We start from the raw sequence: 22,313 nt of genomic DNA, 5'->3' as shown, positions 1-22,313 counted from the left end.
CGTGCCCGTCGAGGTCGCGAACGAGTCCGAGATTTCCGTCGACGAAGGCGCGCTCGCCGGCGTCTGCCGGTACGTGCTGGACGCCATGGAGGTCAGCCCGCTGGCCGAGCTGTCGGTGCTCTGCGTCGACGTCGACTACATGGCCAGCCTGCACGAGCGGTGGATGGGCGAGAAGGGCCCGACCGACGTGCTGGCCTTCCCGATGGACGAGCTGGACACCGCCCGTCCCGACGACCCGGACCCCGGTCCGGCGCTCCTCGGTGACGTGGTGCTCTGCCCGGCCGTCGCCGTCCGGCAGGCCCGCGCCGCCGGCCACTCCACGGCCGACGAGCTGCTCCTGCTGGCCACGCACGGCGTCCTGCACCTGCTGGGCTACGACCACATGGAGCCCGACGAGGAGAAGGAGATGTTCGGCCTGCAGTCCAAGCTCCTCGAGGGTTGGCGCGCCACCCCACGAGAGCCGGTGACCGGCGAGCCGATGGAGCCGGAGACCCGATGAGCTCGACCGCGATCGTCCTGCTGGGGATCGCCGTCGTCCTGGTCCTCGTCGCGGGCGTCTTCGCCGCACTGGACGCCGCCCTGCAGCGGCTGTCCAAGGCCGCGGTGGAGGAGCTGCGGCGGGACGGTGCCAAGCGGGCCGGTCCGCTGACCCAGGTCATGGAGGACCGGGCGCGGCACGTGGCGTTGCTGTTGCTGCTGCGGATCGTCTGCGAGACGGCGGCGACCGTCATCGTCGCGGTCATCCTCGACGGGCTGTTCGCCAGCATCGCCGTGGGTGTCCTCGTCGCCATCGCGGTGATGACCGTGGTCAGCTACGTGCTGATCGGCGTCGGCCCGCGGACTCTCGGCCGCCAGCACGCCTATCCGATCGCGCTGGCCGCGGCCTCGCTGATCCGGCTGCTGGGCCGGCTGCTCGGCCCGATCGCCACGCTGCTGATCCTCATCGGCAACGCGATCACCCCCGGCCGGGGCTACCGCGACGGCCCGTTCAGCAGCGAGGTCGAGCTGCGCGAGCTGGTCGACATGGCCGAGGAGCGCGGCGTCGTCGAGGCCGGCGAGCGGAACATGATCCACGGCGTCTTCGAGCTCGGCGACACCATCGCCCGCGAGGTGATGGTGCCCCGGCCCGACGTGGTGTGGATCGAGCGCGGCAAGACGCTGCGGCAGGCCCTGGCGCTCTGCCTGCGCAGTGGCTTCAGCCGGCTGCCGGTCATCGGGGAGAACGTCGACGACATCATCGGCGTCGTCTTCCTCAAGGACCTGGTGCGGCGCACGCAGGGCGCCACGGACCCCCGGGCCAGCGAGCCGAAGGTCGAGGACGTGCTGCGCCCAGCCAGCTTCGTGCCGGAGTCCAAGCCGGTGGACGAGCTGCTCCGGGAGATGCAGGCATCCCGCACCCACATGGCCGTCGTCGTCGACGAGTACGGCGGCTTCGCCGGGCTGGTCACCATCGAGGACATCCTCGAGGAGATCGTCGGCGAGATCGACGACGAGCACGACACCGTCCAGCGCCCGCCGATCGAGGAGCTGGAGGACGGCTCGGTGCGGATCACCGCCCGGCTGCCGGTCGAGGACCTCGCCGACCTGTTCCGCGTCGAGCTCCCCGACGACGACGGGGTGGAGACCGTCGGTGGTCTGCTGGCCCGGGAGATCGGCGTGGTGCCGATCGAGGGGTCGGAGGCCGAGGTCGGCGGGTTGCGGCTGGTCGCCGAGAGCACCGGCGGGCGGCGCAACCAGATCGACACGATCCTGGTCTGCCGGGTGGCCGAGCCGGGCGCCGAGGACGAGGCCGACGAGCCCGCCCGCGAGCCCCAACCGGCGGCCGTGGAAAGCTGAGCGGCCGTGACCTCCGCTGAGCTGGACCCCGAGGACGCCAAGCTGATCACGCTGGCCCGCTCCGCCCGGAGCCGGACCGGCGCCGCGGAAGGCGCTGCGGTCAGGGACACCGACGGCCGCACGTACCTCGCCGCCACGGTGGCCCTGCCCTCGCTGCAGCTGTCCGCGCTGCAGGCCGCCGTCGCCGCCGCCGTCTCCAGTGGGGTCGACGGGCTCGAGGCAGCCGCGGTCGTCAGTGCGGCGGAGACCGTCGAGGAGGCCGGGCTGGCCGCCGTCCACGACCTGACCGCGGCCGCGCCGGTCCTGCTCGCCGGCCCCGACGGGGTGCTCCGCCCAACCCGTTGACCGCCGCGGGCCCTACGGTGCCTGCATGGTCCCGGTATCGAACGAACCCGTTCCTCGTCGTGCCGGTGCTGGGATGACGGCGCCGGAGGACGCCGGCCGGGTCACTGATGCCGATGCTCGGCTCGACGCCGCGATCGCCGACACGGTCCTGGCCGATGCCGCCGTGGTCGCACCTCGGCTGTCGGCGGACCCCGCCCGGGCCGAGCAGCTGCACGGCCGCCTCCTCGCCGTGCTGCGGGTGACCCACGCCCGGGTCCGCGGGGTGCCGCCGGCTGCGGCCCCGACCGCACAGGTGGACGTCGGCGCCGCTCGGGCCCGGACCGGCCTGCACCCGGCGGAGTCGCTGCGCGTGGCCAGCCTGCTGTTCCAGCGCGCGCTGCCCGCGCTCGTCGTGCACCACCGGGACGACGCGGCGCCCGGTGCCCCGTCCGCCACCGAGCAGGTCGCGCTGATGCTGCACCAGGTGATCGACGAGCTCGTGATCCCCGCGTCGATCTCCTACGTCGACGTGCTGCTCGCCCGGATCAGCGACGCCAACCGGGACGAACGCCGCCGGGTCGCCCGCGACCTGCACGACCACACCAGCCACGGGATCGGCGCGGCCATGCAGGGGATCGACCTGGCCCTGCACCTGCACGCCAGCGGGCAGCCGCTGGACGTGGAGCGGCTGCGCACCACCCGGCAGCTGCTGCTGGACACGCTCAACGACGTGCGTGGCATGGCCACCCGGCTGCGCGACATGGTCGGGGACCGCACGCTCGGCCAGGCGCTGCAGGAGTACCTGGACTTCACCGCCCCGGTCGGGCTGGAGGTCACGCTCGCCGAGGACGGCGAGGACGTGGCGCCGCTGCCCGGCCACGTCAAGGAGGAGAGCTACCTCATCGTGCGCGAGGCGATCCGCAACTCTTTCCTGCACGGCCGACGGGCGACCCGGCTCGACGTCGCCGTCCGGGTCGCCGACGGTCAGCTGACGGCCACCGTGGCCGACGACGGCTCCGGCTTCGACCCCGCTGCGGTCGACGCCACCCGCAGCGTGGGGCTCTCCTCGGTGCGCGAGCGCGCCGAGGGCCTCGGCGGCAGCGTGGCCCTCGACACCGGACCGGGTGGTGTCCGACTGGTGCTCACCGTGCCGGCGCCCGGGACGTCGACGTGACCGGCCCCGAGCGCGGCATCCGGGTGGTCCTGGTCGACGACCACCGCCTGTTCCGCGAGAGCCTGGGCGCGCTGCTCGCCGTCCACCAGGGCATCGAGGTGGTCGCCGAGGGCGCGAACGGGGAGGAGGCGGTCCGGCTGGCCCGCCTCCACCAGCCCGACGTGGTGCTGCTGGACGTGGAGATGCCCGGTCAGTCGGTGCTGACCTCGCTGGTCGAGATCCGCAGTGCCTCGCCGTCGACCCGGATCGTCGTCCTGACCATGCACGAGAACACCCCGCTGGCCCGCCAGCTGCTGCTCCGCGGCGCCTCCGCCTACCTGATCAAGACGATCGGGCACCACGAGCTGGTCGCGGCGATCCGGGCTGCCACCGACCGTGAGCAGGACCTGATCACCCTGTCGGTGTCCCGGGGTGGGCTGGCCGGTCTCTCCTCGGGAGGTGGGCCGATGCTGTCCGAACGCGAGGTCGAGGTGCTCGCCCTCGTCGGCAAGGCCCGCTCCAACGCCGCGATCGCGGCCGAGCTGCGGATCAGCGAGGGCACGGTGAAGCGGCACCTGAGCAACATCAACGCCAAGCTCGGGTCGACGTCCCGGCTGGACGCGGTGCGGCGGGCGACCCGGGCGCGGCTGCTCGCCCCCGGCCTCGGCGACGACTGATCAGTCGCGGAACGGGCGGCCCAGGGCGTCGGCGACCGCAGCGGGGTCGCGCACCCACGCGGTGAACGCCTTGGGGGTCTCGCCGTCGAGGTCCAGGTGCCGGACGCTGATCCGCTGCCGGCCCGGCCACCAACCGCCGCGCCCCTTCGCCTTCGGCCAGCCGGCCGGCGGCGCTCCCGGCACGACCTCGCCGATCAGCACGAGCGGGACGACGCCGAAGGACGACGTCTGCCGCAGCCCGGCGATGTCGGTGGAGACCGCGAAGTCGGAGACGGTGAACCGGCCGGTCGACACCACCAGCACCAGCAGCCCGAGCCCGAGGGCGATCGGTGCCTCGTCGGCGACCGCGACGCCACCGTCCCGCCAGCCCAGGAACCCGAGCCAGGCGGCGACGGCGAGCACGGTCAGCGCCGTCACCCGCGGCGAGGCCGGGTCGTACTGCCAGTACCGCAGCGGCCGCGGGGTCACCGTGACGTACCGCTTCGGGCCACGGCGGGCGAAGTAGCCGTAGCTGGTGACCTGGTCGATGTGCCGCTCCCGGTCCCGGGCGGCCTGCACGACCAGGGGCTCGCCGTTGTCGCGTCGGGACCGGGGTGGCATGCCCGCCATGATCCCAGGGCAGCTCCCGCGCCGGCCGCGGCAGTGCTGTCGGTGCGCAGTGGGAGACTGGGCGGCGTGACCTCCTCCGATCAGCCGCCGTACCGCAGCGGCTTCGCCTGCCTGGTCGGCCGGCCCAACGCGGGCAAGACCACGCTGACGAACGCCCTGGTCGGCGAGAAGGTCGGCATCGTCAGCAACCGGCCGCAGACCACCCGGCACGCCATCCGCGGGGTCGTGCACCGCCCGGCGGGTCAGCTGGTGCTCGTCGACACGCCCGGGCTGCACAAGCCCAAGAGCCTGCTCGGCCAGCGGCTCAACGACGTCGTCCGCGACACGCTGTCCGAGGTCGACGTCATCGTCTTCTGCATCCCCGCCGACCAGCCGGTGGGCGCCGGCGACGCGTTCATCGCCCGGCAGCTCAAGGCGGTGACCACCCCGATCGTCGTGGTCGTCACCAAGACCGACGCGGCCGGCAAGAAGGCCATCACCGAGCAGCTGGTCGCCGCCAGCCAGCTGGTCGAGGCCCGCGAGATCGTGCCGGTCAGTGCCGTCGCCGGTGACCAGGTCGGCCTGCTGGAGGACCTGCTGATCGGGATGCTGCCCGAGGGGCCGCCGATGTACCCCGACGAGCAGACCACCGACGAGGACGTCGAGCGGCAGATCGCCGAGCTGGTGCGCGAAGCGGCGCTGGAGAAGGTCCGCCAGGAGGTGCCGCACTCCCTCGCCGTCACCATCGAGGAGATCAACCGCAAGCCCGACCCGCGCGACCCCGACGCCGTCTTCACCGAGGTGCACGCCCTGCTGCACGTCGAGCGGGCCAGCCAGAAGCCGATGCTGCTGGGCAAGGGCGGCGCGACGATCAAGGCGATCGGCAGCGAGGCCCGGGTCGGGCTGGAGACGCTGCTCGGCGGCCGGGTGCACCTGGCCCTGCACGTCACCGTGCTGGGGGAGTGGCAGGACGACCCGAAGAAGCTGCACCGGCTTGGCTACTGAGGCAGCAGGCGAGTGAGCATCGCAGGGAGCGCCAGCGACCGAGGAGCGGAGCGATCTGCTGCCGGGGAACAGGGCTACTAGGCCGTGAGCACCACACCGCAGTCCCTGTACCGGGACGAGGGCGTCGTGCTGCGCACCCAGAAGCTGGGTGAGGCCGACCGGATCGTCACCGTGCTGACCCGCCGCACCGGCAAGGTTCGTGCGGTCGCCAAGGGCGTGCGGCGCACCAAGAGCAAGTTCGGTGCCCGGCTGGAGCCGTTCAGCCACGTCGACCTGCAGCTCTACACCGGCCGCAACCTCGACATCGTGAGCCAGGCGGAGTCGATCCGCCCCTACGGCACCGAGATCGTCGGCGACTACCGCGCCTACACCGCCGGCACCGCCGTGCTGGAGACCGCCGACCGGCTGACGGCGGAGGAGAAGGAGCCGTCGCTGCGGATGTTCCTGCTCGTCATCGGGGCGCTGCGCACGCTGGCCGAGGGGGTCAAGCCGGCCCCGCTCGTGCTGGACGCGTTCCTGCTCCGGGCCATGTCGGTCGCCGGCTGGGAGCCGGCGCTGGGCGACTGCGCCCGCTGCGGCGAGGCCGGCCCGCACCGGCACTTCTCCGTCCCGGCCGGGGGCACCGTCTGCCCGTCCTGCCGGCCCACCGGCTCGGCGATGCCCAGCCCGGTCACCATCGAACTGCTGGAGGCGCTGTTGTCCGGTGACTGGGGGCGGGCCGAGGCCAGCCTGGGCACCAACCGGCGGGAGGGCAGCGGCCTGGTCGCGGCCCTGCTGCAGTGGCACCTGGAGCGCGGCCTGCGCTCGCTGCCGCTGGTGGACCGCACATGAGGCGCGAGGTGAAGGCGCCGAACCCGCACCCGTCGGGCGCCACCCCGCCGGACATCCCGGCCGACAAGGTGCCGCAGCACGTGGCGATCGTGATGGACGGCAACGGCCGCTGGGCGAAGCAGCGCGGGCTGCCGCGCACCGCCGGGCACGAGGCGGGGGAGTCCTCGCTCTTCGACTGCGTCGAGGGCGCCATCGAGCTGGGCATCGGGGCGATCAGCGCCTACGCGTTCTCCACCGAGAACTGGCGGCGCAGCCCCGACGAGGTCCGCTTCCTGATGGGCTTCAACCGCGACGTGATCCGCCGCCGCCGCGACGAGATGCACGAGCTCGGGGTGCGGGTGCGCTGGGCCGGGCGGCGTCCCAAGCTCTGGCGCAGCGTCATCAAGGAGCTCGAGGTCGCCGAGGAGCTCACCCAGGACAACGACGTCCTGACCCTCACCATGTGCGTCAACTACGGCGGCCGGGCCGAGATCGCCGATGCCGCGGCCGCGATCGCCCGCGAGGTGGCCGCCGGCCGGATCAAGCCGGAGAAGGTCACCGAGGAGACGGTCGCCCGGTTCCTGGACGAGCCGGACATGCCCGACGTCGACCTGTTCGTGCGCAGCTCGGGGGAGAACCGCACCAGCAACTTCCTGCTGTGGCAGGCCGCCTACGCCGAGCTGGTCTTCCTGGACACGCTCTGGCCCGACTTCGACCGCCGGCACCTGTGGCAGGCGGTCGAGGAGTACGCGAGCCGGCAGCGCCGTTTCGGCAGCGCCTGAATAAGGACCCCCTCGCCCCCCACCGCTCGCAGGCTCGCAGCGGGCCCCTGCGAGGGGGCCGTCAGGCGGTGTCGGTGGGCTCGGTGGCGTGACCGGCGTGGGCGAGAGCGTCCCGGACGATGTGCGCCACGTGCCCGTCGACCAGGCGGTAGTCGACCTCGCGGTGCCGGCGGACACCGGTCACCAACCCGGCGCCGCGCAGCACCCGCAGGTGCTGGGAGACCAGCGGCTGCGGCACCCCGAGCGCGTCGACCAGCTGGTGCACGCAGCGGGAGCCGTGCTCGTCGAGCAGGGTCACGATCGACATCCGCAACGGGGAGGCGAGGGCGGCCAGCAGCTCACTGGCGGCCTGGACGTCGGCGGGCACGGTCCGCGCCGCCGGCCGGGTGGACGGGGTCGCGGACGCGGTCATGGCGTCATCGTCCGAGTCGCTGAGAACCGTTGTCAACCTCCGGTCGGAGGAGGAAGCTGGCCCCGGTGTTCGCCGTCACCCGTCTGCGGGTCCCCGAAGCCACCGTCCCGGCGTTCCTGACCGCCGCCGACGAGCTGCTGGCCGCGCTGCGCGAGCGCCTCGGGTTCGTCCGCGGCGAACTCGGCCGGTCCGCCGACGACCCGGAGCTGTTCGCGCTCTGCACCAGCTGGGACGGCGTCGGCTCCTACCGCCGGGGCCTGTCCGCGGCCGAGGTGAAGGTCGCCGGGGCGCCGGTGTGGGTGCACGCCCTGGACGAGCCCGGCGTCTACCTCACCGACTGACGCTCAGGGCAGCTGGAAGCGGGCGACCAGCTCCCGCAGCTCCTCGGTGACCGTGGCCAGCGCCGCCGCCGTCTCCCGGGTCGACTCGGTGGAGCCGGCGGTGGACCGGGCCGCCTCGGTCACCGAGCGGACGTTCGCCCGGACGCCGTCGGTGCCGCTGGCCGCCTCGGCGACGTTGCGGCTCATCTCCGCCGTCGTCGCGCTCTGCTCCTCCACCGCCGAGGCGATGGTCTGCTGGAAGTCGTTGACCTGCTCGACCACCGCGGCGATCCCGGCGATCGACGCCGCGGCGCCGGCGGTGTCGGTCTGGATGGCCTCCACCCGCCGGACGATGTCCTCGGTCGCCCGCTGGGTCTCCGCGGCGAGGTCCTTGACCTCGCCGGCGACCACGGCGAACCCCTTGCCGGCCTCGCCGGCCCGGGCCGCCTCGATGGTGGCGTTGAGCGCGAGCAGGTTGGTCTGCTCGGCGATCGAGGTGATCGTGCCGACGACGTCACCGATCTGCCGGGACGACTCACCGAGCCGGGCCACCATCGCCGTCGTCTCCCGGGCGGCCGCCATCGCCGAGGCGCCCACCCGGGCGGCCTCCGACGTCGAGTGCGCGATCTCCCGGATCGAGGCCCCCATCTGCTCGGCGCCGGCGGCCACCGTGCGCACGTTGTCGCTGACGGCCTCGGTGGCGGCCCGGGCCGCGCCGGCCACCTCGGTGCCGCGCGCGGCGTCGCGGGCGACGGCGTCGGACAGGCCGCGCAGCTGGTCGGATGCCCCGGACAGGTCGTTGGTGCGGTTCCGCAGATCGCTGAGCGCGCTGCCCATGTTCTCCAGCGACCGGTTGAGCGCGACCGCCAGCGTGCGCACCTCGTCGGTGCCCGACTCGGGCAGCCGAGGCCGCAGGTCGCCGGCGGCGACCAGCTCAAGCGCGCCCACTGCGCGGTCCAGCGGCCGGGTGAGGGCACGGGCCACGAGCAGGGCGAGGACGGCCACGACGGCGGCGACGAGCAGGGCGACCAGCAGCACGGCACGCAGCAGGGAGGACGCCGGCGCGACGGCGTCCGCCAGGTCCTCGCTGAGCACCACGCCCCAGCCGTAGCCGGCGAACCCGAGCGCTCCCTGCGACGCCGACCAGCCGCGCACCTGCTCGACGTCCTGGCCGGTGCCGTCGGCGAGGTCGTCCGTGCCGTGGCCCGAGCCCCCGGCGACCAGCGCGGTGGCGGCCGGCGAGCCGGCCGCGGCCAGGTCCAGCCCGTCCTCGGCGCCGGGCCCGACCAGGACGACGCCGTCGCTGCGCAGCAGCTGGGCGGTGACGTCCAGGTCGCGGGCCGCCAGCCCGGCGACCTGCTCGTCCATGATCTGACCGATCACCCGCGGCACCGAGGCCCAGTTGACCCACAGCCGCTGCACGCTGCCGTCGGGCCCGTAGACCGGTGCGGCGTACACCAGGGTGGCGTCGTCCCGGCCGGTGGCTGCGCTGACCAGCGGGTCGACCTCGGGGTCCTGCACGTACGTCTGGCCGGCCGGCAGGGCCAGCGCCTGGGAGAACCACGGCCGGGTGGACAGGTCGGCGGTGGCGTAGGCGGCCGGGTCGACCGCCTCGCCGTCCCCGGTGACGCTGTTGCCGGCCACCACCCGACCGGTCAGGTCGACCACCAGCAGCAGGTCGTAGATGACGTAGTTGGTGCTGTAGAAGTCCGCGGCCTGCCCGACGGTGGCCGGGTCGGCGGAGGCGTCGGGGTTGAACGCGAAGGCCTGCACGTCGCCGTACCGCTCGAACAGGTTCCGGTCGATCTTGTCGATCGTCGACCGGGCCTCGCTCTGCAGCAGCTCGCCGGAGTTGCGGACCCAGTCGCCCTCGCTCCGCTGCCAGGCGAAGACGCCCAGGCCGGCAAGCGGGATCGTGGAGCAGGCGAGCACGACCAGGACCAGCAGCGCGCGGAGGGAGCGCAGGCGCAGGGCGGTGGCCAGGCGGGTGCCGGTCATGGGGTGGCCTCTCGGAGGTGCGCTCCTGCCCGCGTGTGCCGCGCGCGTGTGTGCGCCCCCGAGATCGGCAGCGCGCGACCCTCCTGTGACCACCGCCGGGGAGTAGGCCGACCGCCACCGGGGCAGGGACCGCCCCGTGGACGTGTTGGCAGCAGAAGAGACGACCGGGTTCCCCCACAGCTTCCTCTCCGAGGAGCTGCTCGAGGACTACGTGAACCTCTTCATCCGGTTGGTCGAGGCCGTCGGGGCGATCGTGATCTTCATCGGCGCGGTGATCGCCACCGTCCAGTTCGTCCGCGCTGCCGTACGCGGCCGGCACCGCGACGAGTTCGTCCGGGTCCGGCTGGGGCTGGCCCGCTACCTGCTGCTCGGCCTGGAGTTCCAGCTGGCCAGCGACGTCCTGCGCACCGCCATCGCGCCGTCGTTCGAGGAGATCGGCAAGCTCGCCGCGATCGCGGCCATCCGGACCGCGCTGAACTACTTCCTGGGCAAGGAGATCGCCGAGGAACGCGAAGAGGTCGAGAAGAACGACGAGAGGCGCCGCGAACGCGAGGATGGGCGCGCCGGCGGTGACCGGACGTGAACCGTGGAGAGCCGGCATGAGCCCGTTGCTGGAGGACGCCGCACTGCTGGTGGCCGTGCTGGGACTGGTCTCGGGCCTGATCACGCTGGTGCGGCTGCGTGACGTCCTGCTGGCGTTCGGCGTCCTGCTCGACTTCCTGATCGCCGCCGGCCTGATCCGGCTCGCCGGCGAGCTCACCTTCCGCGGCCTGCTGGGCGTCGCCCTGGTGATCGCCGTCCGAAAGCTGGTGATGCACGCGCTGGGGGCGGACCGGCGGGTGCCGACCGCCGCCGGGAACTGACGCCCGTGGCCGGGCGGCGTCGCTCCGGCGGCTAACGTCTGGGGGTCACTCGCCGACACCCCAGCCGGATGGAGCCCCCGTGCCCAGCGACACCGCCCCCGCCCGTACCGCCGACCCCGCTCGCCTGGACAAGGTGGTCAACCTCTGCAAGCGCCGGGGGTTCGTCTTCCCCTCCGGTGAGATCTACGGCGGCACCCGCTCGGCCTGGGACTACGGGCCGCTGGGCGTGGAGCTGAAGGAGAACATCAAGAAGCAGTGGTGGCGCACCGTCGTCCAGAGCCGGGACGACGTCGTCGGCCTGGACTCCTCGGTGATCCTGCCCCGCCAGACCTGGATCGCCTCCGGTCACGTCGGCGTCTTCACCGACCCGCTGACCGAGTGCCAGAACTGCCACAAGCGGTTCCGCGCCGACCACCTCGAGGAGGAGTTCGAGGAGAAGAAGGGCCGGCTGCCGGAGAACGGGCTGGCCGACATCTCGTGCCCGAACTGCGGCGTGAAGGGCTCCTGGACCGAGCCGCGCGACTTCAACATGATGCTGAAGACCCACCTCGGCCCGGTCGAGGACGAGTCGGGGCTGCACTACCTGCGCCCGGAGACCGCCCAGGGCATCTTCGTGAACTTCGCCAACGTCATGGGCGCTGCGCGCAAGAAGCCGCCCTTCGGCATCGGGCAGATCGGCAAGTCCTTCCGCAACGAGATCACCCCAGGCAACTTCATCTTCCGCACCCGCGAGTTCGAGCAGATGGAGATGGAGTTCTTCGTCGAGCCCGGCACCGACGAGGAGTGGCACCAGTACTGGATCGACGCCCGCACCGCCTGGTACACCGACCTCGGCATCTCGGCGGACAACCTGCGCCACTACGAGCACCCGAAGGAGAAGCTGAGCCACTACTCGACGCGCACCGTCGACATCGAGTACCGGTTCGGCTTCACCGGCTCGGAGTGGGGCGAGCTCGAGGGCATCGCCAACCGCACCGACTTCGACCTGAAGACCCACTCGGAGCACTCCGGCACCGACCTGTCCTACTTCGACCAGGCCTCCGGTGCCCGCTGGACGCCCTACGTCATCGAGCCGGCGGCCGGGCTCACCCGCTCGCTGATGGCCTTCCTCGTCGAGGCCTACACCGAGGACGAGGCCCCGAACGCCAAGGGCGGCGTCGACACCCGCACGGTGCTCAAGCTCGACCCGCGGCTGGCGCCGGTGAAGGCCGCCGTCCTGCCGCTGTCGCGCAACGCCGACCTCTCGCCGAAGGCCCGTGACCTCGCGGCGACGCTGCGCCGGAACTGGAACGTCGACTTCGACGACGCCGGGGCGATCGGCCGCCGCTACCGCCGGCAGGACGAGATCGGCACACCGTTCTGCCTGACGGTCGACTTCGACACCCTCGAGGACGACGCGGTGACCATCCGGGAGCGCGACTCGATGACCCAGGAGCGGGTCGCCCTGTCCCAGGTCGTCAGCTACCTCGGAGCCCGCCTCCCCGGCTGCTGAGCAGGGCGCCCCGGGCTGCTGCCGGGCGGGTCAACCCGGCTGACCTGACGTTGAGCTGTGTCACGGCGCGGCTCAACGTCAGGTCGACCGGCTCGACCTGCGCCGACCAGGTCGTCGGCCCGGGCCAGCCACCCGTCGTCCCCATCGCATCGGTCTCGGGGCCGGCCGGTGGCTCGGGGGACCTCGGTCCAGCTCCGGGTCGCCGGTCCGGGGGTGGACAGCATCCGTCGGACCAGCCGGTCGAACTCGGCACGCCCGGCGCCCAGGTCGACCGCTGCGGCGCGGACGAACCGGACACCCCGGGACCTGAGCTGGTCCTCGGCCCGCTTCTCCTGCCAGAGCGCGTCCTCGGGGGTCCGGCCGAACGCCGGACGGCGGTACTTCACCCGGCCGTCGAACTCGAGGGCCACGGCCTGCTCGGCGTACCAGCCGTCGACGACCTTCACCAGCCTCCCGTCGACCCGGAGCTCCACCTGCGGGACGAACGGCGGCAGGCCGAGCGCGGCAACCGTCATCCGGCCCTGGGTCTCCAGCCACGACTCGGCCCGGCCGTCTGCGAGTGCGACCACCCGCACGCTCCGCGGGATGCCGGGCACGCACGCCTGCCTCTCCAGCACCCGGCCCAGCTCGTCGCGCGTGGTCAGCCCGCGTAGCAGGGCGGCATCGACGGCGGCCACGGCGTCCACCTCCGGCCAGTGCCGGGCGAGGTCGACGACGGTGCGCGCCGCCGTCGTGACCCGGTAGGCGCCACGCACGGTGACCTCGTCGGCCGGCAGTGCGGCCCGGGTCATCAGCCACCCACGCCCACGGCGCCACCGGTGCGGATCGGTCAGCTCGACCGTCGGCGGGGCGGACCTCGGACGGGGCAGCCCCCAGACCCATGCGGCCGTCGCACCACTCAGGACGGCGGACGACCGGGCCAGGCCGGCGGTGACGGCCACCGCGTCGAGCCCAGGGCGTCGTCCGGTCCGCTCGACCTCGGCGAGATCGGCCGCGGTGATGAAGACGCCGGTGCGCAGCCGCACCCACGTCCCGGCCCGTACTGCCGTCCGGACCTCGCTCTCCCCGATCCCCGCAGCGGCGAGCTCAGCGGTGGTGAAGACCCCCAACCGACGACGCCCGGGCTCGTCGACGGCCATCGGGACGGGCACCGGGACGGTCATCCGAGCAGCCTGACCACCCGCCGGCCCACGGGCGCGCCCCCGGAGCCACCGGTGGACGGGGCGCTCACCGGTGGACATCGGCGGGCGCTCCAGCCGGGGACCCGGTAGGCGCCGACCGGGTTGACCCACGTGACCTGACGTCGAGCCGGGTCACGGCACGGCTCAACGTCAGGTCAGCCGGGTTGACCCGCCTCGCGGCCGTGAGCCCAGGCACACCCCGCGCCCACCTACCCTGGGGTCGTGACCAGCACCCTCTCGCGCGCGACGGCGCTGCCGTCGTTGCAGCTCGGTGGGCTGACGGTCGACCCCGCCGTGGTGCTCGCCCCGATGGCCGGGATCACCAACCCCGCCTTCCGGACGCTGTGCCGGGAGTTCGGGGCCGGGCTCTACGTGTGCGAGATGATCACCACCCGGGCGCTGGTCGAGCGGAACGCCAAGACGCTGAAGATGGTGCAGGCCGCCCCGGGGGAGGCCGACGCGTTCAGCGTGCAGCTCTACGGGGTCGACCCGGCCACCGTCGGGCGGGCGGTGCAGATGCTCGTCGACGAGCAGGTCGCCGGCACCCGCCCGGCGCACATCGACCTCAACTTCGGCTGCCCGGTGCCCAAGGTGACCCGCAAGGGCGGCGGCTCGGCCCTGCCCTGGCGCCGCCGGCTGTTCGGCAACATCGTCCGGGCCGCGGTGCAGGCCGCCGGCGACGTCCCGGTGACGGTCAAGACCCGGGTCGGCATCGACGCCGAGCACGTCACCTACCTCGACGCCGGCCGGATCGCGCAGGACGAGGGCGCCGCGGCGATCACCCTGCACGGGCGCACCGCCGACCAGCTCTACAGCGGCACCGCCGACTGGTCGCACATCGCCCGGCTGGTCGAGGAGGTGTCCATCCCGGTGCTCGGCAACGGTGACCTGTGGGAGGCCGACGACGCGCTGCGGATGGTCGCCGAGACCGGCTGCGCCGGCGTCGTCGTGGGCCGGGGCTGCCTGGGCCGACCGTGGCTGTTCGGCGATCTGGCCGCGGCTTTCGCCGGCTCGCCGGACCGCACGATGCCCACCTTCCGGCAGGTCGCCGAGATCATGCACCGGCACGCCACCCTGCTGGCGGCCGACCAGGGCGAGGTGCACGGCTGCAGCGACTTCCGGAAGCACGTCGCCTGGTACCTCAAGGGCTTCTCGGTCGCCTCCGACGTCCGTCGGGCACTGGCCATGGTCTCCGGGCTCGACGAGCTCGCCGGCCTGCTCGACTCGATCCCCGACCAGCCCTACCCCCAGGGCGTGCTCGGGGCGCCCCGCGGGCGCACCACCCCGCCACGGCCGGTCGCCCTGCCCGAGGGCTGGCTGGCCGACCGCGACGACCCCCGGCCGCCGGCCGGGGCCGAGCTGCTGGTGAGCGGCGGATGAGCACCACGACAGGAGTCCAGCGGTGACCCAGGGTCCCTTCCTCTACGACGACGACCCGGCGCCGCTGCACACCGGCACCCCGCAGAACCACAACAAGCTGCTGATCGGCATCTTCGGGGCGACGGTGCTGGTCGCGGTGGTCATGGTCGCGTTGATGCCGTTCTTCAAGGGGTCCGGTGAGGACCAGGCGCGCGAGGTGGCGGGGGTGTTCACCGCCGCGCTGAGCCAGGGTGACCTGGAGACCGCTTACGGCCTCGTCTGCGACGACGTGCGCGCCCGGGTGGCCCCCGCCGACCTGGCCGACCAGTACCTGCAGCCGGGCACCCCGACGGTGACCGGGGCGAGCGACAGCGAGGTCGACGGGGAGCCGGTGCAGCTGGTCGACGTCCGCTGGGACGACGACGGCGCGGTGACGACCAGCCAGCTGACGGTCGTGCCCGAGGGCGGTACGAAGGTCTGCGGCACGAGCGCTGCTGGGTGAGCCCAGACGCAGGCGGCACGCCGTCCCCAGGGGCTCCGCCGGTGCCAGCCGGCCGTGGTACCCATGACGGGTGGCAGCGGTGGCGGGGCGACTGGTCGTCCGGGTGCTCGGGGCAGCGGTGACCGCGGCCCTGTTGTTGGCTGCGTCCACGGCCTCGGCCATCTGGTGGATCGCCCGGCAGGACGCACGCCCGACGTCCGACGCGATCGTGGTGCTGGGCTCGGCGCAGTACAACGGCGTCCCGTCGTCCATCTTCGAGGCCCGGCTGGAGCACGCCCGGGAGCTCTACGAGGAGGGTGTGGCCCCGGTCATCGTGACGGTGGGCGGCAAGGCGACCGGCGACGAGTTCTCCGAGGCCGAGGCCGGCCGCGACTACCTGGCCCAGACCGGCGTGCCGACGGATGCGCTGCTGGCCGTGCCGGAGGGCGTCGACACGCTGGAGAGCGTGCGCGCGGTGGCCGCCGAGTTCGACGCCCGGAACTGGGACAGCGCCGTCCTGGTCAGCGACCCGTGGCACGCGATGCGCGCCGAGCGGATGGCCGAGGACGCCGGGCTGGACGCATGGAGCTCACCGACCCGGCAGGGGCCGGCCGTGCAGACCCGCACCACCCAGTTCCGCTACATCATGCGGGAGACCGCCGCCTACCTGCTCTACCGCGCGACCGGCGAGAGCGTCGCCGGAGCACCCGGGATCGGCTGAGGAGCACCATGCTGGAGCTGGGCAAGAGCGGGTCGCACGGCACCGAGCGGGGCGTCGTCCCGGTGCTCTCCGACGGTGCCGTGGTGGCGACGTTGCGCGCCGCCAATTGGAAGGAGAAGGCCACGGCCGAGGTGGGGAACCGGCACTGGGCCTTCCAGCGGCAGGGCATCCGTGAGCTGGTCGGGCGATGGGCACAGGAACCGGCGGAGAGCGTGCGGCTGCGCGCCCGCCAGGTCTCGGCGTGGAAGGGCACCTGGACGATGGAGCTCGACGGCCTGGCCGTCGACGGGGTGAGGACGTCGGTGCGGAAGGGCACCCATCGCTACGAGAGCGGTGGCCGCCAGCTCGCCCAGAGCGGCACCACCGGCGGCTGGTCGCCGCGGCCCACGCTGACCACCGAGCCCGGCCTCCCGCTGGACTCGGCCGTCTTCCTGCTGTGGTTCGAGTTCGTGCTGGGCCGGCGGCGCATCGCCGCGGCGGCGGGCTGATGGCCGGGCGGGGGCGCATCCGCGCCGCGGACATCGCGCTGGTCCGCGAGCGGACCAAGATCGACGAGATCATCGGCGAGCACCTGCAGCTCAAGCGCGCCGGCGGCGGGAGCCTCAAGGGGCTCTGCCCGTTCCACGACGAGAAGTCGCCGTCCTTCCAGGTCACGCCCTCGCGCGGGCTGTACCACTGTTTTGGTTGTGGGGTCGGTGGCGACGTCATCCGGTTCGTCCAGGAGATCGACCACCTGTCCTTCGCCGAGTCCGTCGAGCTGCTCGCCGGCCGCGCCGGGGTGCAGCTCCAGTACGAGGACGATGGCGGCCGGGCCACCGCCGGACCGAGCCGCGCGCAGGCCGGGCAGCGCGCCCGGCTGGTGGCGGCCAACACCGCGGCCGCCGACTTCTACGCCGCCCAGCTGATGACGCCGGAGGCCGCCCCGGCCCGCTCGTTCCTCGCCGACCGCGGCTTCGACCGGCAGGTGGCCCTGGACTTCGCCTGCGGCTACGCCCCCGGCGGCTGGGACACCCTCACCCGACACCTGCGCGGCCTGGGGTACACCCAGGACGAGCTGGTCACCGGCGGGCTGGCCAAGGAGTCCTCCCGGGGCACGCTGATCGACCGGTTCCACCGCCGGCTGCTCTGGCCGATCCGCGACCTGACCGGCGACGTCATCGGCTTCGGCGCCCGCAAGCTGATGGACGACGACCCGGGCCCCAAGTACCTGAACACCCCGGAGACCCCGCTCTACAAGAAGAGCTCGGTGCTCTACGGGGTGGAGCGAGCCAAGCGCGACATCGCCCGCAACCACCAGGCCGTCGTCGTCGAGGGGTACACCGACGTGATGGCCTGCCACGTCGCCGGCGTGACCACGGCGGTGGCCTCCTGCGGCACCGCCTTCGGGCCGGAGCACATCAACGTGCTGCGCCGGCTGCTGATGGACCAGGACGAGTTCCGCGGGGAGGTCGTCTACACCTTCGACGGCGACGCGGCCGGCCAGGCGGCGGCGATGAAGTCGTTCAAGGAGGACCAGCGCTTCGTCGCCCAGACCTTCGTCGCGGTCGAGCAGGAGGGCCGCGACCCGTGCGAGCTGCGCCAGGCCCACGGGGACGCCGCCGTCCGTGACCTGATCGCCCGGCGCACGCCGCTGATCGAGTTCGTGCTGCGGACGCACCTGGCCGAGTACGACCTGGACACCGTCGAGGGCCGGCTCGCCGCGCTGGACAAGACGGCGCCGCTGCTCGCCCAGATCAAGGACCACGCCCTGCGGCCGGCCTACGCCCGGCGGCTGGCCGGCCTGCTCGGCCTGCCCGACGAGTCCGAGGTCGTGGCCCGGGTGCGTCAGCTGGCCGGGGAGAACGGCGGCGAGCGCCCGAGGTCGCGCCCGCGCACGCCACAGCGGACGCCGGACGACGCGGCGGTCGAGGTCGAGCGTGAGGCGGTGAAGGCGGCGCTGCAGTGCCCGGAGATCGCCGGGCCGCAGTTCGACGCGGTGGAGCCGAGCTCCTACACCCACCCGGACTACGCCGCGGTCGCCGCGGCGGTGTCGGCGGCCGGGGGAGCGGCGGGGGCGACGACGAGCGGGGCGGCGTGGCTGGAGGAGGTGACGGCGCACTGCGACCGGGACACCGCCAAGGCGATGCTGACCGCGCTGGCCGTCGAGCCGCTGCACGCGGTGGGGGAGAACGACCCGACCTACGTCAACGCGCTGATGGCCCGGCTGCACGAGATGGCCACCGTCCGGGAGATCGCCGCGCTCAAGGGCAAGCTGCAGCGGACCAACCCGATCGAGGCTCAGGACGAGTACATGCGCGCGTTCAAGAAGCTGATGGACCTCGAGCAGCTGGCGATCTCGCTGCGCAAGCGCGCCGCCGGCGGGCTGACCCCGTGAGCCTGCTCGCGCGGGTGCGCAGGAAGTTCGCCCGCCCGCCGGAGCCGGTGCGCGCAGCCCTCGCCGGGGACGCCGACGAGCAGGTGCTGGCGTGGGGGGAGCGGGTCGACGGCGGGTGGACCGTGGCCACCTCTCGCGGCCTGCGCGTCGTCCCGGCCGGGTCGGGCGAGGCCACGCCCCCGCTGGCCTGGCACCAGATCGGCACCGCGCGGTGGGGCGCGGCCGGCGAGGGCGGCACCTTCGTGATCACACCGCTGGTCGAGGTGGAGCCCGGGGTCCAGGCGCGGGAGGCGCCCCAGCGGCACGTGCTGCGCGAGGCCGGGGGACTGCCGGGCGTGCTGCGGGCCCGGGTCGACCGGACGGTGGTCACCAGCAAGCGGCACCCGTTGCCCACGGGGGGCGGGGTGCTGCTGGTGGCCCGCCGGGTGCCCGGGCAGGCGGCGCGGGAGTGGACCGTCGTGTTCGACGACAACGCCGACCGGGACGACCCGGTGGCGCGTCAGGTCGCCCGCGACCGCCTGGCCGCAGCGGTGGACGCCGAGGACCCCAGCCGCTGACCCCGGGTCAGTTGCTGCCGGTCTCGTTGCCCAGCCGCGCCTTGACGGAGTCGACGGCGGCGTCGGCGCGGGCCTGCGCCATGCCGGCCGCGGTCTGCAGGCGCGGGTCGTCCTTGGCGTGGTTGTAGAGCCGGCGGATCTGCTCGTAACGCTCACGACCGGCCTTGGCGCCGAGGACGTAGCCGGCGCCGAAGCCGGCGATGAAGGACAGCTTGGCCACGGGGGACCTCCTGGGTTGGGCGGAAGTGATCACGCTACCGGCCCTGCCCGGTTCCGACCCGTCGAGCTCAGGACGTCGAGGTCAGTGCGCGCGGGTGGCCCGGCGCGTAGGCGATCCGGTCGCGGCCGGCCCGCTTCGCCTCGTAGAGCGCGCGGTCGGCGGTGCTGAGCAGCGAGAGGACCGTCTCGACGGGTTCCTGGCCGGGCGCAGGGTCTGCGCTCACGACCCCGATGCTGACCGTCACCGGAGGCAGGTCAGGGACCGACCGGTCCCGCACGGCCGCGTGCAGTCGTTCGGCGGCCCGGGTGACCTCCTCCGGTCCGGGGAAGTGGGCGACCCAGCCCAGCTCCTCCCCGCCGAGGCGCACGAGCAGGTCGTCGGCGCGGGCGATCCGGGTCATCGCGTCGGCCACCTCGGTCAGCACCCGGTCGCCGACGGCGTGCCCGTGGGTGTCGTTCACCGTCTTGAAGTGGTCGAGGTCCAGCACCATCACGGTCACCTGCTCGCCCGCCGCAGCGGCGGACGCCACGATCGACCCGGCCCGGACCTCGATGCCGCGGCGGTTGGACAGCCCGGTCAGCGGGTCGGTGACCGCCAGGGTGCGGGCCAGGTCGCGGGCGGCCTGCATGCGCCGCACCAGCAGCGTGACCACGGTGATCGGCGCCAGCACCATGACGGCCATCGTCAGCGCGGAGTAGACCCGGAGCAGCGGAGGGGTGGGCAGGGTCAGGCTGATCGCGACTACACCCGCCAGCGCGACCGCCGTGGTGGCGGCCACGCCCCGGCTCCGGAGCAGCATCGCGGCGGCCACCGGCACGACGACCAGCGCCGCAGCGCACAGCCAGCGGATGGTGATCTCCTGCTGGCAGAGCCCCTCGACGATCATCACCGTGCTGGCCGCGCCGATGATGACGGCGCCGTCCCGGGGCCCCAGCCGGCGGCGGAGGGCGACGTAGCCGGCCATGCACCCCCAGATCGAGGCGCCGAGGGCGGCGAGCTTGGCGTCGGCGTGCGCCCCGACCGAGCGTTGGAAGCCGCTCACCACGAACAGCGGGATGCTGCCGGTCAGGCAGATGGCGAGGAGCGTGACGGCGCGCCACTCGATGTGGCGGCTCACGCGTGCCACCGCTCGCTCGCCCAGCTCCCGCATGCAGACAGCATCGGCACCGGCTCCGCGTGCGTTGAGCGAACTCACCCGGGTGGGTGGCCGAGGACGCGACCCGCCGGATGCCACCCCCGGCCCATCGCCGGGTCGGGGGTGGGGTAATCTCTGTGGGCGCGCGGGCACCACCCGCCGATCCCCCGTAGCTCAATTGGCAGAGCATGCGACTGTTAATCGCAGGGTTATAGGTTCAAGTCCTATCGGGGGAGCTTTGACCAGGGCTCATGGCTCTGGAGCGTCGCACCAGGCATCATCAACTCATCGGAAACCGATGAGGGCAGGTGCCGCATGGGACGACCACCGCTGCTGGTGGGCACGTTCGGCAAGATCGGCTTCCTGCTCCTGCCGAGCGGCGAGGTGCAGGCCCGCGCCCGCTTTCGCGACTTCGACGGTCGCACCCGCCTGGTCTCCAAGACCGGGGTCAGCCGTGCCGCCGCCGAGCGGGCGCTGAAGACCGAGCTGGCCGCCCGCCGCGGCCCCGGGGGAGCCGGGGTGATCACCGCGAGCTCTCGCGTCTCCGCGCTCGTCGAGGCGTGGCTGGCTGCTGACCACGGCTGGTCCACCGGCACCGAGCGCACCTACCGCTCGGTCATCCGCACCTCGGTGCTCCCCGCCTTCGGCCAGCTGACGCTGCAGGAGGTCACCCCCGGCCGGGTCGGCCGAGCGCTCACCGCGATCGCCAAGGCCAGCGGGCCCGGTGCGGCCAAGACCGCCCGCGCCTGCCTGTCCGGCATTTTCTCCCTCGCCATCGACGACGGCGCCATCGGTGCCAACCCCGTGCGCGACGCGACCGTCCGGATGGACACCACCGCCAAGAAGGCACCTCGGGCGCTGACCGCCGAGCAGACCACCCGGCTGGTCGAGCTGTTCCACTCCAGCCCGCGCGCGGCCGAACTGGATCTCCCCGACATCGTCGACTGGATGCTGGCCACCGGCGCTCGGATCGGGGAAGCGGTGGCGCTGCGGACGGGGGAGACCGCCGGCCGGCCGCTGCTGGACCTGAACGCCGGCACGTGGGAGGTCAACGCCACCGCGGTGCGGGTGCCCAACCAGGGCATGGTCGTGCAGTCGCGGACCAAGACCGCCGCCGGTTGGCGGATCATCGCGGTGCCCGAGTTCGCGGTGGACATGGTGCGCCGCCGGCTTGCGTCACCCCACCGGCCGGACACCGAGCTGGTCTTCCCCGCGCCGTTCGCCGGGACGCTACGCGACCCGAACAGCGTGTCGGGTGACCTGCGCCAGCTGCTGGACTCCTTCGAGTGCGAGGTCTGCGACGGGACCGGCTTCCAGCCGGCGGCGAACCGGACCGCGGCCGGTCGCCCGGTCCGCTGCGCCGAGGGGCCGTGGTCGTGGGTCACCTCGCACACCTTCCGCAAGACGGTGGCCACCCGGCTGGACGAGGCAGGGTTCAGCCCGCGCCAAGTGGCCGACCAGCTCGGTCACGCCAACCCGTCGATGACGCTCGACGTCTACTTCGGCCGCCAGGTCGTCAGCGCAGAGGCAGCCCGCGTGCTCGGCCGTTGATCGGGTCGTCCGCTCCGGTGGGCAGGCGATCCGATCAACGCTGACTCGTACCGCGACCGTGAACGTCACCCCGCTGATGCAGATCGAGCAGGGCCTTGGGATGTCCCTGAGCGGCCCATGTACGGACATCCTCGTCAGGCTTCGGGGCGGTCCTTATCAGGGTCGAACTCGGCCGATCCGCCAGGCGGCGAGGAACCGGGCGGCGCGGCTCACGCACGCCGCTCAGCGCGCAGCCGTAAGTCACTACGACAGAGTGGTGCCGGCGCATCTGAGTCCCGGCGGGCGGGCTTCCACTCGTCACGATGACGGGGAGACGCCAGGTAAGGACGCTCAGCGGTAGGCCGTCCGAAGCACGTCGGGCCAACACGACGCCGGCTGTCTGAGCCACAGCGCGCGCCTCCTGCACGACCATCCCGACGACGTCCGGGAAGACAACCTCGTTCGGAAATCCGGTGACCTCGCCTTCCATGGGTC

25 protein-coding genes and 1 tRNA gene are annotated in these 22,313 nt (G+C 73.3%); 20 read left to right on the top strand and 6 right to left on the bottom strand.

Features of this window, described 5'->3' with window-relative positions:
- Position 1: 1 nt before the first annotated feature.
- From ybeY to O2W20_RS14650, 5 genes are all read left to right on the top strand, one after another.
- A complete protein-coding gene (ybeY, locus tag O2W20_RS14670; protein WP_269157199.1) occupies positions 2-499 on the top strand; it encodes an rRNA maturation RNase YbeY in 498 nt (165 codons plus the stop codon).
- Positions 496-1,836 carry a hemolysin family protein gene (locus O2W20_RS14665; RefSeq protein ID WP_269171438.1) on the top strand — a complete coding sequence of 447 codons (1,341 nt, stop codon included), beginning with the start codon at positions 496-498 and terminating at the stop codon, positions 1,834-1,836. The genes ybeY and O2W20_RS14665 overlap by 4 nt, the downstream gene beginning before the upstream one ends.
- A 6-nt stretch (positions 1,837-1,842) precedes the next feature.
- Positions 1,843-2,181 (top strand): cytidine deaminase, encoded by a 339-nt coding sequence (locus O2W20_RS14660; protein ID WP_269171439.1) that lies wholly within the window; start codon positions 1,843-1,845, stop codon positions 2,179-2,181.
- Between the two features lie 73 nt (positions 2,182-2,254).
- Positions 2,255-3,334: a sensor histidine kinase gene (locus O2W20_RS14655; protein WP_269171440.1), complete on the top strand. Its 1,080-nt coding sequence runs from the start codon at positions 2,255-2,257 to the stop codon at positions 3,332-3,334.
- Positions 3,331-3,990 carry a response regulator transcription factor gene (locus O2W20_RS14650; RefSeq protein ID WP_269171441.1) on the top strand — a complete coding sequence of 220 codons (660 nt, stop codon included), beginning with the start codon at positions 3,331-3,333 and terminating at the stop codon, positions 3,988-3,990. Before O2W20_RS14655 ends, O2W20_RS14650 begins: the two co-directional genes overlap by 4 nt.
- Here the strand turns inward: O2W20_RS14650 and O2W20_RS14645 are convergent, their stop codons facing one another.
- The gene (locus O2W20_RS14645) at positions 3,991-4,590 is read right to left on the bottom strand and encodes a hypothetical protein (protein WP_269171442.1); all 600 of its coding nucleotides are present in this window, start codon (positions 4,588-4,590) and stop codon (positions 3,991-3,993) included.
- Positions 4,591-4,665: 75 nt separating this feature from the next.
- On the opposite strand from O2W20_RS14645, the gene era reads away from it, so the two are divergent.
- The 3 genes from era (at position 4,666) to O2W20_RS14630 (ending at position 7,175) form a co-directional block, all read left to right on the top strand.
- The gene (gene era, locus O2W20_RS14640; RefSeq protein WP_269171443.1) at positions 4,666-5,583 is read left to right on the top strand and encodes a GTPase Era; all 918 of its coding nucleotides are present in this window, start codon (positions 4,666-4,668) and stop codon (positions 5,581-5,583) included.
- Between the two features lie 84 nt (positions 5,584-5,667).
- Entirely contained in the window at positions 5,668-6,414 is a 747-nt protein-coding gene (gene recO, locus O2W20_RS14635; protein ID WP_269171444.1) for a DNA repair protein RecO, read from the top strand.
- On the top strand, positions 6,411-7,175 hold the full coding sequence (locus O2W20_RS14630; protein WP_269171445.1) for an isoprenyl transferase: 765 nt from the start codon (positions 6,411-6,413) through the stop codon (positions 7,173-7,175). Before recO ends, O2W20_RS14630 begins: the two co-directional genes overlap by 4 nt.
- A 61-nt stretch (positions 7,176-7,236) precedes the next feature.
- On the opposite strand, the gene O2W20_RS14625 is transcribed toward O2W20_RS14630, so the two are convergent.
- A complete protein-coding gene (locus O2W20_RS14625) occupies positions 7,237-7,587 on the bottom strand; it encodes an ArsR/SmtB family transcription factor (RefSeq protein ID WP_269171446.1) in 351 nt (116 codons plus the stop codon).
- Between the two features lie 65 nt (positions 7,588-7,652).
- Between O2W20_RS14625 and O2W20_RS14620 the strand changes: the two genes are divergently transcribed.
- Positions 7,653-7,928: an antibiotic biosynthesis monooxygenase family protein gene (locus O2W20_RS14620; protein WP_269171447.1), complete on the top strand. Its 276-nt coding sequence runs from the start codon at positions 7,653-7,655 to the stop codon at positions 7,926-7,928.
- A 3-nt stretch (positions 7,929-7,931) separates the two neighbouring features.
- On the opposite strand, the gene O2W20_RS14615 is transcribed toward O2W20_RS14620, so the two are convergent.
- On the bottom strand, positions 7,932-9,905 hold the full coding sequence (locus tag O2W20_RS14615) for a methyl-accepting chemotaxis protein (protein WP_269171448.1): 1,974 nt from the start codon (positions 9,903-9,905) through the stop codon (positions 7,932-7,934).
- 136 nt (positions 9,906-10,041) lie between these two features.
- Between O2W20_RS14615 and O2W20_RS14610 the strand changes: the two genes are divergently transcribed.
- The 3 genes from O2W20_RS14610 (at position 10,042) to O2W20_RS14600 (ending at position 12,260) form a co-directional block, all read left to right on the top strand.
- Positions 10,042-10,488 carry a DUF1622 domain-containing protein gene (locus tag O2W20_RS14610; RefSeq protein ID WP_269171449.1) on the top strand — a complete coding sequence of 149 codons (447 nt, stop codon included), beginning with the start codon at positions 10,042-10,044 and terminating at the stop codon, positions 10,486-10,488.
- Positions 10,489-10,504: 16 nt separating this feature from the next.
- The gene (locus O2W20_RS14605; protein ID WP_269171450.1) at positions 10,505-10,768 is read left to right on the top strand and encodes a hypothetical protein; all 264 of its coding nucleotides are present in this window, start codon (positions 10,505-10,507) and stop codon (positions 10,766-10,768) included.
- 79 nt (positions 10,769-10,847) lie between these two features.
- Entirely contained in the window at positions 10,848-12,260 is a 1,413-nt protein-coding gene (locus tag O2W20_RS14600; RefSeq protein ID WP_269171451.1) for a glycine--tRNA ligase, read from the top strand.
- Here O2W20_RS14600 and O2W20_RS14595 read toward each other — a convergent pair.
- Positions 12,230-13,423 (bottom strand): type IV toxin-antitoxin system AbiEi family antitoxin domain-containing protein, encoded by a 1,194-nt coding sequence (locus tag O2W20_RS14595; RefSeq protein WP_269171452.1) that lies wholly within the window; start codon positions 13,421-13,423, stop codon positions 12,230-12,232. The two genes, O2W20_RS14600 and O2W20_RS14595, sit on opposite strands and share 31 nt — an antisense overlap.
- Positions 13,424-13,663: 240 nt before the next feature.
- Between O2W20_RS14595 and dusB the strand changes: the two genes are divergently transcribed.
- The 6 genes from dusB to O2W20_RS14565 all read left to right on the top strand — a co-directional run bounded on the left by dusB (position 13,664) and on the right by O2W20_RS14565 (position 18,933).
- Positions 13,664-14,821: a tRNA dihydrouridine synthase DusB gene (dusB, locus tag O2W20_RS14590; protein WP_269171453.1), complete on the top strand. Its 1,158-nt coding sequence runs from the start codon at positions 13,664-13,666 to the stop codon at positions 14,819-14,821.
- Between the two features lie 22 nt (positions 14,822-14,843).
- On the top strand, positions 14,844-15,302 hold the full coding sequence (locus O2W20_RS14585; RefSeq protein ID WP_269171454.1) for an Rv0361 family membrane protein: 459 nt from the start codon (positions 14,844-14,846) through the stop codon (positions 15,300-15,302).
- Between the two features lie 70 nt (positions 15,303-15,372).
- Entirely contained in the window at positions 15,373-16,002 is a 630-nt protein-coding gene (locus tag O2W20_RS14580) for a YdcF family protein (protein ID WP_269171455.1), read from the top strand.
- A gap of 8 nt (positions 16,003-16,010) precedes the next feature.
- Positions 16,011-16,490, top strand: a complete 480-nt coding sequence (locus O2W20_RS14575) for a hypothetical protein (RefSeq protein ID WP_269171457.1) — start codon at positions 16,011-16,013, stop codon at positions 16,488-16,490.
- Positions 16,490-18,376: a DNA primase gene (dnaG, locus tag O2W20_RS14570; protein WP_269171458.1), complete on the top strand. Its 1,887-nt coding sequence runs from the start codon at positions 16,490-16,492 to the stop codon at positions 18,374-18,376. Before O2W20_RS14575 ends, dnaG begins: the two co-directional genes overlap by 1 nt.
- On the top strand, positions 18,373-18,933 hold the full coding sequence (locus O2W20_RS14565) for a hypothetical protein (protein WP_269171459.1): 561 nt from the start codon (positions 18,373-18,375) through the stop codon (positions 18,931-18,933). The genes dnaG and O2W20_RS14565 overlap by 4 nt, the downstream gene beginning before the upstream one ends.
- A 7-nt stretch (positions 18,934-18,940) precedes the next feature.
- On the opposite strand, the gene O2W20_RS14560 is transcribed toward O2W20_RS14565, so the two are convergent.
- Positions 18,941-19,153 (bottom strand): hypothetical protein, encoded by a 213-nt coding sequence (locus O2W20_RS14560; RefSeq protein WP_269171460.1) that lies wholly within the window; start codon positions 19,151-19,153, stop codon positions 18,941-18,943.
- 67 nt (positions 19,154-19,220) lie between these two features.
- The gene (locus tag O2W20_RS14555; RefSeq protein WP_269171461.1) at positions 19,221-20,270 is read right to left on the bottom strand and encodes a GGDEF domain-containing protein; all 1,050 of its coding nucleotides are present in this window, start codon (positions 20,268-20,270) and stop codon (positions 19,221-19,223) included.
- Between the two features lie 181 nt (positions 20,271-20,451).
- Here O2W20_RS14555 and O2W20_RS14550 point away from each other — a divergent pair.
- Positions 20,452-20,524, top strand: a tRNA-Asn gene (locus tag O2W20_RS14550).
- A gap of 79 nt (positions 20,525-20,603) precedes the next feature.
- Positions 20,604-21,839 carry a site-specific integrase gene (locus tag O2W20_RS14545; protein ID WP_269171462.1) on the top strand — a complete coding sequence of 412 codons (1,236 nt, stop codon included), beginning with the start codon at positions 20,604-20,606 and terminating at the stop codon, positions 21,837-21,839.
- Positions 21,840-22,313 lie beyond the last annotated feature (474 nt).

The organism is Modestobacter sp. VKM Ac-2982 (assembly GCF_026967935.1).
Taxonomy (GTDB): domain Bacteria; phylum Actinomycetota; class Actinomycetes; order Mycobacteriales; family Geodermatophilaceae; genus Modestobacter.
This window is presented reverse-complemented; position numbering and strand designations above follow the sequence as displayed.